This is a genomic window from Pseudomonas sp. LBUM1678 (assembly GCF_059695575.1).
In genome coordinates this window covers 4,266,949-4,280,409 of record NZ_CP166775.1, presented here as the reverse complement: position 1 = coordinate 4,280,409, position 13,461 = coordinate 4,266,949, and the positions used below count along the sequence as shown (strand labels likewise).

Annotated in this window: 11 protein-coding genes and 1 pseudogene; 9 read left to right on the top strand and 3 right to left on the bottom strand. The window is 59.8% G+C overall.

Features of this window, described 5'->3' with window-relative positions:
* Position 1: 1 nt before the first annotated feature.
* The gene (locus ACA070_RS19460; protein WP_497447954.1) at positions 2-1,762 is read right to left on the bottom strand and encodes a caspase family protein; all 1,761 of its coding nucleotides are present in this window, start codon (positions 1,760-1,762) and stop codon (positions 2-4) included.
* A 789-nt stretch (positions 1,763-2,551) separates the two neighbouring features.
* Between ACA070_RS19460 and ACA070_RS19455 the strand changes: the two genes are divergently transcribed.
* The 5 genes from ACA070_RS19455 to ACA070_RS19435 all read left to right on the top strand — a co-directional run bounded on the left by ACA070_RS19455 (position 2,552) and on the right by ACA070_RS19435 (position 7,993).
* Positions 2,552-4,555, top strand: a complete 2,004-nt coding sequence (locus ACA070_RS19455; RefSeq protein WP_497447953.1) for an aminotransferase class I/II-fold pyridoxal phosphate-dependent enzyme — start codon at positions 2,552-2,554, stop codon at positions 4,553-4,555.
* Between the two features lie 28 nt (positions 4,556-4,583).
* On the top strand, positions 4,584-5,366 hold the full coding sequence (locus ACA070_RS19450) for a transporter substrate-binding domain-containing protein (RefSeq protein WP_497447952.1): 783 nt from the start codon (positions 4,584-4,586) through the stop codon (positions 5,364-5,366).
* Between the two features lie 202 nt (positions 5,367-5,568).
* Positions 5,569-6,282 carry an ABC transporter permease gene (locus tag ACA070_RS19445; protein WP_497447951.1) on the top strand — a complete coding sequence of 238 codons (714 nt, stop codon included), beginning with the start codon at positions 5,569-5,571 and terminating at the stop codon, positions 6,280-6,282.
* A gap of 5 nt (positions 6,283-6,287) precedes the next feature.
* On the top strand, positions 6,288-6,986 hold the full coding sequence (locus ACA070_RS19440) for an ABC transporter permease (protein WP_461959342.1): 699 nt from the start codon (positions 6,288-6,290) through the stop codon (positions 6,984-6,986).
* Entirely contained in the window at positions 6,986-7,993 is a 1,008-nt protein-coding gene (locus tag ACA070_RS19435) for a DMT family transporter (RefSeq protein ID WP_497447950.1), read from the top strand. The genes ACA070_RS19440 and ACA070_RS19435 overlap by 1 nt, the downstream gene beginning before the upstream one ends.
* Here ACA070_RS19435 and ACA070_RS19430 read toward each other — a convergent pair.
* Positions 7,949-8,434 (bottom strand): annotated as a pseudogene (locus tag ACA070_RS19430) (TetR family transcriptional regulator C-terminal domain-containing protein); the annotation flags it as partial. The gene ACA070_RS19435 and the pseudogene ACA070_RS19430 overlap by 45 nt on opposite strands.
* A gap of 172 nt (positions 8,435-8,606) precedes the next feature.
* Here ACA070_RS19430 and ACA070_RS19425 point away from each other — a divergent pair.
* The gene (locus ACA070_RS19425; RefSeq protein WP_497447949.1) at positions 8,607-9,623 is read left to right on the top strand and encodes a M14 family metallopeptidase; all 1,017 of its coding nucleotides are present in this window, start codon (positions 8,607-8,609) and stop codon (positions 9,621-9,623) included.
* A gap of 50 nt (positions 9,624-9,673) precedes the next feature.
* Here the strand turns inward: ACA070_RS19425 and ACA070_RS19420 are convergent, their stop codons facing one another.
* Complete coding sequence (locus tag ACA070_RS19420; protein ID WP_497447948.1) at positions 9,674-9,829, bottom strand: hypothetical protein; 156 nt, start codon at positions 9,827-9,829, stop codon at positions 9,674-9,676.
* Between the two features lie 163 nt (positions 9,830-9,992).
* Here ACA070_RS19420 and ACA070_RS19415 point away from each other — a divergent pair, with 163 nt between their 5' ends.
* The 3 genes from ACA070_RS19415 (at position 9,993) to ACA070_RS19405 (ending at position 13,370) form a co-directional block, all read left to right on the top strand.
* Positions 9,993-10,373: a RidA family protein gene (locus ACA070_RS19415; RefSeq protein WP_497447947.1), complete on the top strand. Its 381-nt coding sequence runs from the start codon at positions 9,993-9,995 to the stop codon at positions 10,371-10,373.
* Positions 10,374-10,557: 184 nt separating this feature from the next.
* Positions 10,558-11,907: a GntT/GntP/DsdX family permease gene (locus tag ACA070_RS19410; RefSeq protein WP_497447946.1), complete on the top strand. Its 1,350-nt coding sequence runs from the start codon at positions 10,558-10,560 to the stop codon at positions 11,905-11,907.
* 137 nt (positions 11,908-12,044) lie between these two features.
* Complete coding sequence (locus ACA070_RS19405; protein WP_497451992.1) at positions 12,045-13,370, top strand: OprD family porin; 1,326 nt, start codon at positions 12,045-12,047, stop codon at positions 13,368-13,370.
* Positions 13,371-13,461 lie beyond the last annotated feature (91 nt).

Genomic DNA, 13,461 nt, shown 5'->3' with positions numbered 1-13,461 from the left:
CTCAGGGTACAACTTTGCCGAGCAGTTTCGACGGCCCGACGATCGCCGGCTTCTGGTCATAACCCAGGTCGGCCAGCAATTTGCCCGTCGCACGGACCAGGGCATTGAACGTCGGTCTCTGCTTGGATGAACGCAGCGTTTGGGCCAGTGCGTAGGTGAACGCACCATACGAAATAACGCCGTGACGGTATTCGTAAGACAGCTGGGATTCGCCGCAGGCGTACATGAGAATCGGCAGAAAGGGCCCATCGTGCTTGTAAGCGTTGCGTCGTTTGTCGTAGAGCTTATCGTCATGACCGCGCACCGCAATGGCCTGGCCGACCCGTCGAATACCGTCGCGATTGCTCACGGTGTTGGCTGCTTCGGCCTTCTGCGCACTTTTGCGCGCCCGTTTCACCCAGTCACGCTCGACCCACATCTGCAATTGAGGCTCCCAGCGCAGCGCGCGATGACGGATGTCATCCGGCGGCGTCAGCCCGCGAGCGCGCCGAGCGCCCTCACGCGTCATGCCGCCCGAATGGCAGCAATCGAAGATCGTGATGAACTGCGTATCGTACGGAAGCTGGATGTAGAGGTCGCGAAAGTCGTTGTCGACGATGGCGCGTGCCGGCGTCCAGTCGAAGTCCCACGGGCACAGGCATTCGTCGATGCGGTCGGCTTCGCCCGCGGCATTGGTACTGGGAATCTGCGCACCGTGCCCGGAATAGAAGAGTACCCGGCGATCACCCGCCTGGGCGTCGTCGAGCAGCCAATGCAGGCGATCGCGAATGCCGGCAGCCGTAGCGCGGTCATCAAGTACGACCCGGATATCTTCCGGCGAAAATTTCGACTCTTGCAACAATGAACTCATCAGGAAAACGTCGTTGACGCAGCCTTCGAGTCGATCTGAAGGGTTGGGGTAATTGTTGATGCCGATCAGCAACGCCTTGTCCCGCGAGCGACGCACCGTGCCTCCCTTGGGGACCGCAATGCCCAGTGACTTGTCGACGGCGGCGAGCCGCTTGTCGAAACCTCTCACTCTGCCCGCCTGCAAAAGGGGGCCCCAGACATTGGTCACGGTCTCGGCATGGCCGAGGTAGTAAGTCGCATCATGATTGAGGACGTCGCTGGGCTTATCGAACGGCGTCATGACCTGGGTGAAGTTGGTATCGCGCAGGTACAGCGGCGCCGTAAAAACCTGATCGTGCTCGTTGTAGAGGTGGTACCACTTGCGCGCGTCGTCGATTCCCTCGATGCGCCCGCCAAACGTCTCGCGTACGGCGGGATTGGCGATCTGCGAGCCAAACGTGATCAGCACCCGATTGCTCATCAGGGAGGGATCCCGACGGAACGTGTCATAGGCGACCAGCGTACCCAGGCTGTGCGCGCAGACGATGTCCGGTTGCGAAGCGCTGATAACGGTGGCGAGATCCTTGCGCAGTTGGGTACGCAGTGCCTCGTCCGCGGACCACTGGGCGACCATGCCGGCCGTCCAGCGCAGGCGGTCGGGAAACTGCCCGATGCCGCGGTTGCGCCGGAACACGTCACCCACTGAATGAATGACCGCGCTGGTCAGAAGGCGCAGCGTAGCCTCGGCGATTTCGGACGCACCCAGGCCGCTGGAGGAAAAGCGCTCGTCGTATTGAAAATAGTCAAGCTCGAGGTCCGCACTCGGCGCCACGCGTGACACCGCAGTGGTAATCGCCCGGTGCCAGGACGCCTGAAAACTCTCGTCTGCCTCTTCGTGGCCAATGCCATGGATACACAGAATTTTAATTTTCATTTTTCATTCCCTTGCAGTGACGGCGAATTTGCCGGCGACGTTCAAGGTGGGTGTTTCTGCGGGTGGGTTATTAACGCCCCGTGTGTGGAAACAAGTGCTCGTCTGTGGCGTTGTGGGGGGTGTTGATTATGTAATGTGAGTGCTGTCTTGTTGAGCATATTAGAGGAGTTAAATTCGTTATTTTTGTTTTTATGATGAATTGGAATGAAGGTGCGATTTTTCAGCTGGGTCAGTTGGCTGCTGTTTTTGTTAGGTATTTAAGATGCTGATTTATGAGCATTAAATATAAATAAAAGAAGCTGTTTCGCTGAAATTTAAGTTGCTCTTAAAATTCGCATTTTGAGCATTTTTGAAAGGTTTGTTGAGTGCTACGACGCTTTTACTGTCGACTGTCTTATTCGCGTTACAAACAGGTGTGCCAAACTTGAAACAGTGGGTTCATTTTTGAAACAGATAGTGCTGGTCCGTGGGGAGAAGTTGTTTTCTTGAACCTCAGTTGGCTGCCGACAATAGCCGGATTCATAAACGCTGTTGTTGCTAACTTCGAGTGAAACCAAGCCATCAAGGCACGACAATAATGGGTTGCCAGGCAACGGGCGAAGTTCTCCGAACTCACTGCCGATCCAGGACCTGGAAACGGCATGACTGTCGTAAAAACGACCTGTTTACGCTGAACGCGAACCCTGGTCATTTTTCTGTTGAACGAGTGTTCAGCTTCGACTATGTTCGTTCCACCTCCCCGGCTGGTTTCGCGGGCTTGCGTTTCTTCTATTCGAACGAGGCACTGGCATGCGGTTTTCACCCTTTGTTGAGCGGATCTCAGGCGACGGCGTTGCCGCCTGGGATATTCACAATGCGGCATTTGAAGCCCAGCGTCGTGGTGAGGATGTGATCATTCTCAGCGTCGGCGACCCGGATTTCCCCACCCCCGACTTCATCACCGATGCCGCGATTCATGCGCTGCGTGAGGGAGACACCCACTACACCGAGATCGCCGGTCGACAAGCGTTGCGCGAAGCCATCGCCGCTCGGTACAGCCAGCTGTTCGACCGTGAGGTGACAGCGCCAAACGTCATCATTTCGGCGGGGGCGCAGAACGCGCTGTTCATCACCTCGATGTGCCTGCTCAACACCGGCGACGAAGTGATTGCCCTGGACCCGATGTACGTGACTTACGAGGCGACGCTCAAGGCTTCCGGCGCCACGTTGGTTCGTGTGCCGTGCTCGGCGGATTCAGGTTTCCGCCTCGATGCCGCCGTGCTGGCCAAGGCCATCACCCCGCGCACCCGGGCGATGTTCTTCTCCAATCCGAATAACCCCACCGGCGTCGTGCTCAACCGCGAAGAGCTGCAAGCCATCGCTGACCTCGCCATCCAGCATGACTTGTGGGTCGTGGTGGACGAGGTCTACGAGAGCCTGACCTTCGAGCGTGACCACCTCAGCCTGGCGGCGTTGCCGGGCATGGCCGAGCGATGCGTGGTGATCGGCAGTCTGTCGAAATCCCATGCCATGACCGGCTGGCGCACCGGCTGGATCGTCGCCGATGAAGCCCTCGTGGCTCACGCCGAAACCATGGTGTTGAGCATGCTTTACGGCTTGCCGGGCTTTGTCATGGAGGCTGCGCTTAAAGCCGTGCAAGCCCATGAGGACGTGACCCACGGCATGCGCGATATCTATCGCAGGCGTCGCGATCTGGTGGTGAGCAGCCTGTCGGATTGCCCGGGGATTTGCGTGCTCAACCCCGATGCCGGCATGTTTGTCTTGATGGACGTGCGCGAAACCGGCCTGACTTCGCTGGAATTCGCCTGGCGGCTGCTACGCGAGGCGCGTGTTTCGGTGCTGGATGCGGCGGCTTTCGGCGAGCCGGCCCAAGGTTTTGTGCGGCTCTCGTTCACCCTCGGTGAAGAACGACTGGCCCAGGCCTGCCAGCGGATTCGCGACTTTGTCCTGGTATTGAAAGGCGAAGCGCCGCGGCCGGTGATCTGCCGTGTCACCTGTGAAGCGGTGGTTGAACCGGTGGCGACCAAGACCATGATCGAGGTCGACGGCCTGCACAAACGCTTCGGCAATATCGAGGTCCTCAAAGGCGTTTCCCTGACGGCCCGCGAAGGCGATGTGATCTCGCTGATCGGTGCCAGCGGCTCGGGCAAAAGTACCTTGCTGCGCTGCATCAACATGCTCGAAGTGCCGGACCAGGGGCGCATTCTGGTGGACGGCGAAAGCATTCACTTGAACTTCGATCGTCCCGGCGCGCCGCTGGTGAAGGACGCCAAGCAACTGGTGCGGATCCGTTCGAGCCTCGGCATGGTGTTCCAGAACTTCAACCTCTGGCCCCATCGCACGGTGCTGGAAAACCTCATCGAAGCGCCGACCCAGGTCCTGCGTGAAAGCCGTGCGGAGGCCACTGAACGGGCCGAAGCCTTGCTTGAACGCGTGGGGCTTGCGGCCAAGCGCAACGAGTACCCGGCGTTTCTCTCCGGGGGGCAGCAACAACGGGTGGCCATCGCCCGGGCCTTGGCCATGCGGCCCAAGGTCATGCTGTTCGATGAACCCACCTCGGCACTCGACCCGGAACTGGTCGGCGAAGTGCTGCGGGTAATCCGTTCCCTCGCGGAAGAAGGCCGGACCATGATCCTGGTGACTCATGAAATGGCGTTCGCCCGCGATGTCTCTTCCAAAGTCGCCTACCTGCACCAAGGGCTGATCGAGGAAGCCGGTACGCCGGACGAAGTGTTCGTACACCCACGCAGCGAGCGTTGCCGACAATTCGTCAACGCTCATCAGACTCGCTAATAACATCATAAAAAGACGGGGCAAAATCATGGGAAATCGACGTTTGGCAAACTGGTTTACGGGCGTGGCCTGCGTATTGCTGGCCGGGATGAGCGCAGCGCAAGCCCAGCCGATCAGGTTCGCGGTCGCGGCCGAACCGTATCCGCCGTACACCGAGAAACAGGCCAACGGTGTGTGGAAAGGCTTTGAAGTCGACCTGATCCACAAGCTGTGCAGCGAAATGAAAGCCGAGTGCGAGATCAAGGAAGTGGCGTGGGACGGGATCATTCCGTCGCTGCTGTCGAAGAAGATCGATGTGATTTTCTCCTCCATGTCGGTGACCGAGGAGCGCGAGAAACAGATCGCGTTCAGCAAGGCGTATTACGACTCCGTGATCGCGATTGTCGGCCCGAAAGGCACGTCTGTGAAAAAGTACCCGGATGACCTCAAGGGCAAGATCATCGGTGTGCAGAACTCGACCGTGAGCGCCAGCTACCTCAAGCAGTACTACGAAAAAATCGCCGACGTGAAGTATTACGACACCCAGGACTCGGCCAACGCCGACCTGATTGCCGGGCGCATCGACCTGATGATGGCCGACGGCACAGCGATGACGGCCTTCGTCCAGACCCCTGATGCCAACAACCTGGAATACCTCGGCGCCGTGCCGTATGACCCGATCTTCGGCAAAGGCGTGGGCGCCGGTCTGCGCAAGGACGACGCCGAACTCAAGGCCAGGCTCGACAAGGCCATCACCTCCTTGCTGGCCAGCAAAGCCTATGACGACCTGTCCCAACACTACTTCGGTACCAGCGTGAAACCCGCCTTCTGACGGCGACGCGCTGAACAATTCCATGGAAAGAAAACTTTCCTGAGGAAACACCAATCCCTGTAGGAGCGAGCGATGCGGCGACCCGACTTGCCCGCGAAGCTTTTGGCGGCTTCAAGGGCCCCTTCGCGGGCAAGTCGGGTCGCCGCATCGCTCGCTCCTACAGAGGGCGGTGGTGCATCAAGACCACCGATTGGAGACTGAAATGCCAGCCATGTTCGAATTGATCAACTTCAGCGAAACAGGATGGGGCGGTGCGCTGTTGAAGGGTCTCTGGATGACCCTGCAAATATCGGCCGGAGCCTTTGTGCTCGGGCTGTTCATCGGTCTGGTGGTGGCCTGCCTGAAGCTTGGCGCGCCAAAACCTATCGCGGCGCTGATGCGCGGTTACACGACCTTGTTTCGCGCGATTCCGGAATTGCTGCTGATTCTGTTGCTGTACTACGTCGGCTCCATGCTCCTCAATTCACTGATGGCCCAGATGGGCTACGGCGTCATGAATGTCAGCGGTCCGCTGGCCGCCATCGTGGTGCTGGGGTTGGTGCAGGGCGCCTACGCCTCGGAGATTTTCCGGGCGGCGATCCAGGCGATTCCCTATGGCCAGATCGAAGCGGCGAGGGCATTCGGCCTGAGCGGTTTCGGTCTGTTTCGACGCGTCACGCTGCCGATCATGGCGCCGTATGCGATGGCCGGGATGGCCAACCTGTGGATCAACCTGATCAAGGACAGCGCATTGATCAGCGTGGTCGGCACCAACGAGCTGTTGTACACCGCCAAGCAAGGGGCGGGTTCGACGCGTCATTACTTGTTGTTCTACCTCACGGCCGCGGCGATGTATTACGCGGTGACGTTGGTGTCCAACTACCTGTCTGGACGGCTCGAGCGGCGTATTCGTCGCTGGATGCCTTTGGCTGAGTGAATGAAATGATTCCAGCGTGGATAGTTGAATACGCGGCGCTGTTGGGCCGGGGACTGCAAACGACCATTACCATCCTGTTGATTTCCAGCGTGTTCGGTTTCGCCTTGGCGGTGCTGGTGGCGCTGGCGCGGATCTCGAAAAACAAGGTGATCGCCAAGGCCAGTGTGTTCTACACCAGCGTGTTGCGCGGTACGCCGTTGCTGATCCAGATCTACATTTTCTACTACGGGCTCGGCAGCCTGTTTGCGCAATTCCCGCTGATACGCGGCAGTTTTCTCTGGCCGTATTTGCGAGACGGATACTGGTACATCGTGTTCGCCCTGGTGTTGTCGGTAGGCGCGTATGTCGGCGAAGTGATTCGCGGCGGTCTGTTGGCGGTGCCCAAAGGTGAGATGGAAGCGGCCTCGGCGTTTGGCATGACACCGCGCCAATCGCTGCTGCGGGTACGCTTGCCTCGGGCGCTGCGGTTGCTGTTGCCGACACTGGCCGGGGAGACCGTGATGTTGCTCAAATCCACGGCCCTGGCCTCGACGATTGCGATTGTCGATCTGCTGGGCGCGGCCAACGTGGTGCGGGCGCAAACCCTGCAAGTCTATGAGCCGCTGTTGCTGGTGGCCGGGGTCTATGTGTGCCTGACGTTCCTGATCGAGGCTTTGTTTGCCTTTGCCGAACGGCGCGGGACGCCCGTGCGCAGGTCGGTGTAATGAGCACGTCAGGAGTCGTCGACCGCTCGCTGCAGGGCATTGGCCTGTGCACGTTGGGGTACGCGTTCCTGGCGTTGCAGGACGCTGTGATCAAGTGGCTGGTGGCCGATTATTCGGTGGTCACCATTCTGTTCTGGCGCAGCCTGGTGGTGGTCGTTGCCTGCCTGTTGGCGGGGCGCCTGCGCCTGGTCCAGCGGGCCTGGCGCTCGCCGAGCCGACGCTTGCTGGTGGTGCGCGGTTTGCTGTCGATTGTCGCCTGGCTGTTGTATTACACGGCCGCCCGGGACCTGACGCTGGCGGAAATGACCACCCTGTATTTTTCCGCGCCGATCATGGTCACGGTGCTGGCGGCGGTGATTCTCAAGGAGCGCTCCAGCGGTTGGCAGTGGTTTTCCCTGATCATCGGTTTTGTCGGGGTGATCATCGCCTGCCGCCCGAGCAACATCGCCGATCCGTGGCCGATTGTGCTGACACTGCTGGCGGCGATGTGCTGGGCGTTCACTTACATCCAATTGCGCCAGGTGGATGACCAGACTTCAGTGCTGGAGCAGATGCTGATCACCAACGTGGTGTTTGTGCTGTGCATGACGGTCGCGTTGCCCTGGACGCACACCCCGGCACCTACTCCGGCCTGGCTGGGGATGCTGGTTGCCGGTCTGGTGGGCGGTATCGGCCAGTTCCTGCTGTTCGCCAGTTTCCGGCGGGCCACCGCCACCTTGCTGGCGCCGTTCGAATACACCGGGCTGATCTGGGCGTTCCTGCTGTCGAGTCTGATCTGGGGCACGTTGATGGACGTGTCGCTGATGATCGGTGCCGGGCTGATCGCGGTCAGCGGCACCCTGGCGATGATCTTCGGTCGTCACCCATCACAAGATGTCGTCGGTGCTGAATGCTCCGTGACGCAATCCCTTTATCCAGCAACGACAGATATGGAGGCCGTTGGCGGGGCTGAAGGTTTCGGGGTTGAGGCACCACTCGATCCAGAGTCCGTCGAGCATCGCCGATAAACCGATGGCGGCCAGGCGCGTGTCGTGGATCACGAAACCTTCGCTGGCGGCCATGTCATCGAGCAGTTGGCGCAGCAGATCGAGGTAGGCGCGGTAGCTTTTTTCGTGGGACAGGCTGACATGTTCGGAGTGCCGAATCAGGCTCCAGAACACCACCCAGACGCTCAGCAATTGCGGGTCCATGACCCTTGGCGAAAAAGAGCCTTTGAGAAAAGCGTCCATCTTTTCCGCCGGGGTGCCGACCTGCTGGATTTCATGGAGCAGAGCGGTGGTCAGTTCGTTCGCGATCTTCTGGTACGTGTCGGCGATCAACGCATCGATGCTGCCGAAATGGTGATTGAGCAGGCCGACGGACACCCCGGCTTCGGTGGCGATCCGGCGTACGGAAATGCCGGCATGACCGTCACGCACCAGGCAACGCACCGTGGCGGCCACCAGCATTTCACGGCGCTCATCGGGTTCTGCTCGACGGTTTTTCGGAGAGGGGGTTGTCACAAGGGAATCCTTGGGTGCGGTGCCAGGTGGCGAGCTTAGTTGAACATGCGTTCAATCTCCAGTGTCGACCGCCGCGATGCACCGGTTTTTAACGTTCATGACGGGGGAGGAAAAGCAGATGGCGCAGGACATTTCGTTCAGTGTTCGCACCAATAACGGCGACACGGTGCCGGTCGGCGCGTGGCGTTTCGAGGGCGACGGCAGCGGGCCGAAGGTGCATTTGCAGGCAGGCGTGCATGCCGATGAAATTGCCGGGATGCTGGTGCTGCATCTGTTGATGCAACGGCTTCACGTCGTCGAGGCGCAGGGCCGGCTCAAGGGCAGTGTGACTGTAGTGCCGCAAGCCAATCCTCTGGGCATCGGGCAGTTTCGACAAGGGCGGATTCTCGGTCGCTTTCACGATGCGACCGGGCATAACTTCAACCGTTCGTTCGACCAGTCCGCCGCGATGGAGCGACCTTCGACCAACGTCCAGGAATGGCAAAAAAGCCTGGTGCAACTGGCGGCCACGGCGGATGTGATGCTCGACCTTCACACCGATGACGAGGCCTTGCCGTACCTCTACGTGCACCGCCGTTTCTGGCCCCGAGGTCGCGAACTCGCGGCGGCGATGAAGATGGACGTGGCGATCATCTGGGATGACGGCGGCGACGGTTCCTTCGAAGAAACCATCATTGCGCCGTGGCTGCGCGATGGCACCACCGACCAGCGCATGGCCGCGACCCTGGAGTTGCGCGGGCAGGGTGATGTCAACGACCGGTTGGCCGAGCAGGACGCCGCAGGACTGTACGCCTGGCTGTGCAGTTACGGAGTGATCGATGAGGCGCTGCCACCCGCTGACTGGCCTGTCGAGGTGATGGAAATGGGCCAGATGGAGACCATCCTCGCACCGCAACCCGGGGTGTTGATCTTTGAAAAGGAACTGGGCGATTTCGTCGAGGAAGGGCAGCGCTTTGCGCGGATTCTGCGGCGCCCCGGTGATCCGTCTTCCGAATTGGTGCTGGTGGCCGAGCAAGCGGGGCGGATGGTGACACGCTACCGGGACCGGCTGGTGTCGCAGGGCATGGTCGTGGCGAAATTCACCGGGAGCCGTGTGTCGCGTAACTGGAGTGGCGGGTTGCTGGACCCGAACTAGGTACAAAGCATTGGCCACGCCGCTGAACACCAGCGGTCGTGGCCTTCACGCTAGTTCCCATCCGCCACTTTGCGTTGTATCTCGTCTATTTTCCGTTGGAGCGCCTCCGATTCCTCTTCTTCGGGAAGCGTTGCCGGATCGACCTCTTCGGCGTCCCTGTCCTTCCGGTCCCGTTCGGTGTCATTGACACTGTCATCGCTGTTCATCTCGCCTACCTCTGTTGACCTAAACATTGGATGCAGCGGCAGGGATGGAGTTCGAGATTTTTTGCCGAGGGCTCAGGCGCGCACGCAATCCCGGCTTCGGGCTGTAAACTGTCCGCGCAAAAGGCATCGACCGCCTCTTTACCACTTCACGCAAGAGATCCCCATGGCAAACCAAGACATCGCGTTCACCCCCGATCCCGACGCGGACTCCATCTCCTCCGACGTCGCCGGTTTTGGCGGCATTCTGGTCTCCACGCAGATTCCCACCCACGCCGACGGCACCCTGGAGCTGGGCGACATCACCCTCCAGAGCGAATGCACGTTGCAGGCGCTGAAGGTCGCGCTGGAGCGTGCCGGCAGTTCCATGGACCGGGTTCTGCACCTGACCATCTACCTCACCGACATGGCCGACCGCGCCGCGTTCAACGAGGTCTACAAGCGCTTCTTCGCCAAGCCGTGGCCGGTTCGCGCCGCCGTAGGCGTGGCCGCGCTGGCCGTTGAAGGCATGCGCGTGGAAGTCACCGCGATGGCAGCCAAAGCCTGACGTTTCGGGTCAGGTGTGATGAAAATCCGCCTGACCCAATTTCAAAAACAACGACTGTTCATGCCTCTGTGCGACAAGCCTTATCCCTCTACGAAAATTAGTTTCGCCTCGTTTGAAAATCACTCCTCGAAATGTTTTATGAGTTTCACAACCCATTCGACGTGACCCTTTCGAGGAGTACCGCATGACCCTGTCCTTCGGCTATTGGCTGCTGGTGTATGCCGCCATCGCCATTATTGCGCTGATCGTTCTGATCGCCCGCTACCGACTCAATCCCTTCATTGTGATCACCTTGGTGTCCATCGGCCTCGCGCTGCTGGCGGGCATGCCGCCGTCCGGCGTAGTCGGCGCGTACGAGGCCGGGGTCGGCAAGACGCTGGGGCACATCGCGCTGGTGGTGGCGCTGGGCACGATGCTCGGCAAGATGATGGCCGAGTCCGGCGGCGCGGAGCAGGTGGCGCGGACCTTGATCGACCGGTTCGGCGAGAAGAACGCGCACTGGGCGATGGTCTGCATCGCCTTCCTGGTCGGGCTGCCGCTGTTCTTCGAGGTCGGTTTTGTGTTGCTGGTACCGATCGCCTTTACCGTGGCGCGGCGGGTTGGCGTGTCGATTCTGATGGTCGGCTTGCCGATGGTTGCCGGGCTCTCGGTGGTCCATGCCTTGGTGCCACCACACCCGGCGGCGATGCTGGCGGTACAGGTGTATCAGGCGTCAGTGGGGCAGACCTTGCTTTACGCGATTCTGATCGGCATTCCGACCGCGATCATCGCCGGCCCCTTGTACGCCAAATTCATTGTGCCGCGCATTCAACTGCCGGCGGAGAACCCGCTGGAACGGCAGTTCCTCGACCGCGAGCCGCGCGACAGCCTGCCGGGTTTCGGCATCACCATGGCGACCATTTTGCTGCCGGTGGTGCTGATGCTGATCGGCGGCTGGGCCAACCTGATCTCCACGCCGGGCAGCGGTTTCAACCAGTTTCTGCTATTCATCGGCAACTCGGTGATCGCCTTGCTGCTGGCGACCCTGCTGAGCTTCTGGACCCTAGGCATCGCCCAGGGCTTCAACCGCGAATCGATCCTCAAGTTCACCAATGAATGCCTGGCACCGACCGCCAGCATCACCTTGCTGGTCGGTGCCGGCGGTGGGTTGAACCGGATTCTGGTGGACGCCGGGGTCACCGATCAGATCGTCAGCCTGGCCGACGAATTCCACCTGTCGCCGTTGATCATGGGCTGGCTGTTTGCGGCGTTGATGCGGATTGCCACCGGTTCCGCCACGGTGGCGATGACCACCGCGTCGGGGATCGTGGCGCCGGTGGCCATCGGTCTGGGTTATCCGCATCCGGAGTTGCTGGTGCTGGCGACCGGTGCCGGGTCGGTGATCTTTTCTCACGTCAACGACGGCGGCTTCTGGTTGATCAAGGAATACTTCAACATGACCGTTGCCCAGACCTTCAAGACCTGGACCGTGCTCGAGACCATTATTTCGGTGGTCGCTTTCGCGCTGACTGTCGGTCTTTCTTACCTGATCTAACCCGAACATCCCGATCGCTTTCCTCAAGGCTCATGGTCTCCATCGAGCGCGTCATCGTGCGCGCCGCTGTTGGGGGCCAGCAGCGGAGAGCGGTCGCCAAACACTTAAAAAAACAAAAAATCACCCTGGAGCACCGTATGTTCAAGCGAGCAATCCCCACCGCATTCTTGTTGGCCACAGGTTCCCTGTGCGCACAGGCAGCCGACTCTGCCGCCCACGGTTTTCTCGAAGACAGCAAAGCCAGCCTTTCGATGCGCACCTTGTATTTCAACAGCGACAACCGCGACGGTGCCGCCGATCCCTCGAAAACCGAGGAGGCAGCCCAGGGTTTTGTATTGCGCTATGAATCCGGGTTTACCCAAGGCCCGGTCGGGTTCGGGATCGATGCCCAGGCGCTGCTCGGCGTTACGCTGGACAGCGGCACCGGGCGCCACAACGGCAGCGGCATGATCCCGACTGATGGCGACGGTGCGGCGGACGCCTGGAGCAGCTTCGGCCCAACCGCGAAGATGCGTATTTCAAAAACCGAATTTCGCTACGGCACGCTGCTGCCGAAATTGCCGATCCTGATCTCGAACGATGCCCGGGTTTTGCCGCAATCGTTTACGGGTGCGCAGGTCACTTCGAACGACATCGATGGCCTGATGCTGACCAGCGGTGTGCTTGAACACGCGGTCGGTCGTGCCTCGACTGACCGTACTGGTTTGTCGGTGGCGGGCAGCACCCAGGACAGCAACAAGTTCTACTTCGCCGGGGGTGACTACAACGTCACCAAGGACCTGAAGGCGCAGTATTACTTCGCGCAGATGGAAGATTTCTATAACCAGAACTTCTTTGGCCTGACGCATATCTTGCCAATTGATGGCAAAAGCTCCTTTACCACTGACTTGCGTTATTTCCGCACAACGTCGACGGGGGCCAACAGTTCGGCTGCGGGCAGGGCGCAAGGTTATCGGGTGTCGGGTTATACCGAGGACAACAACGGTGAGATCGACAACAACACCTGGGTGGCGATGGTTACCTATGCGAACAGTGGTCATGCGGTGTCGTTGGGGCATCAGCGGGTGGGTGATGGCAGCAACTTTGTCCAGCCGAACCAGGGGAGTCTGATCGATAAAGGGGCGGGTGGTGGCAGCGTTTACTTGCCTACGGACCGTATGATCCAAAGCTTTGCCCGGGCGGGTGAGGAGACCCATTTTGGTCAGTACAGCTATGACTTTGCGCCGTTGGGTGTGCCGGGGTTGAAGGCTACGATCGTGTATCTGAAGGGGACGGGGATCAAGGCGCAAAATGCCGGGGATCAGTCTGAGTGGGAGCGGGATATGACGCTTGATTACGTGCTGCAATCGGGGTCGCTAAAGGGGCTTGGGTTCAGTTTGCGGAATGGCAAGTCGAATACGGATGCCGGGCGGAATGTGGATCAGAATCGGTTCATCATTAACTACACGCTTTCGTTGTTGTAACCCTTTTGGGGCATATCCGTTTCTGCGGTAACGGCCGCTTAGGGTTCCTCCCTTACGGCGGGTTACTTGGAAATGCCTACGCGGCCCGGCG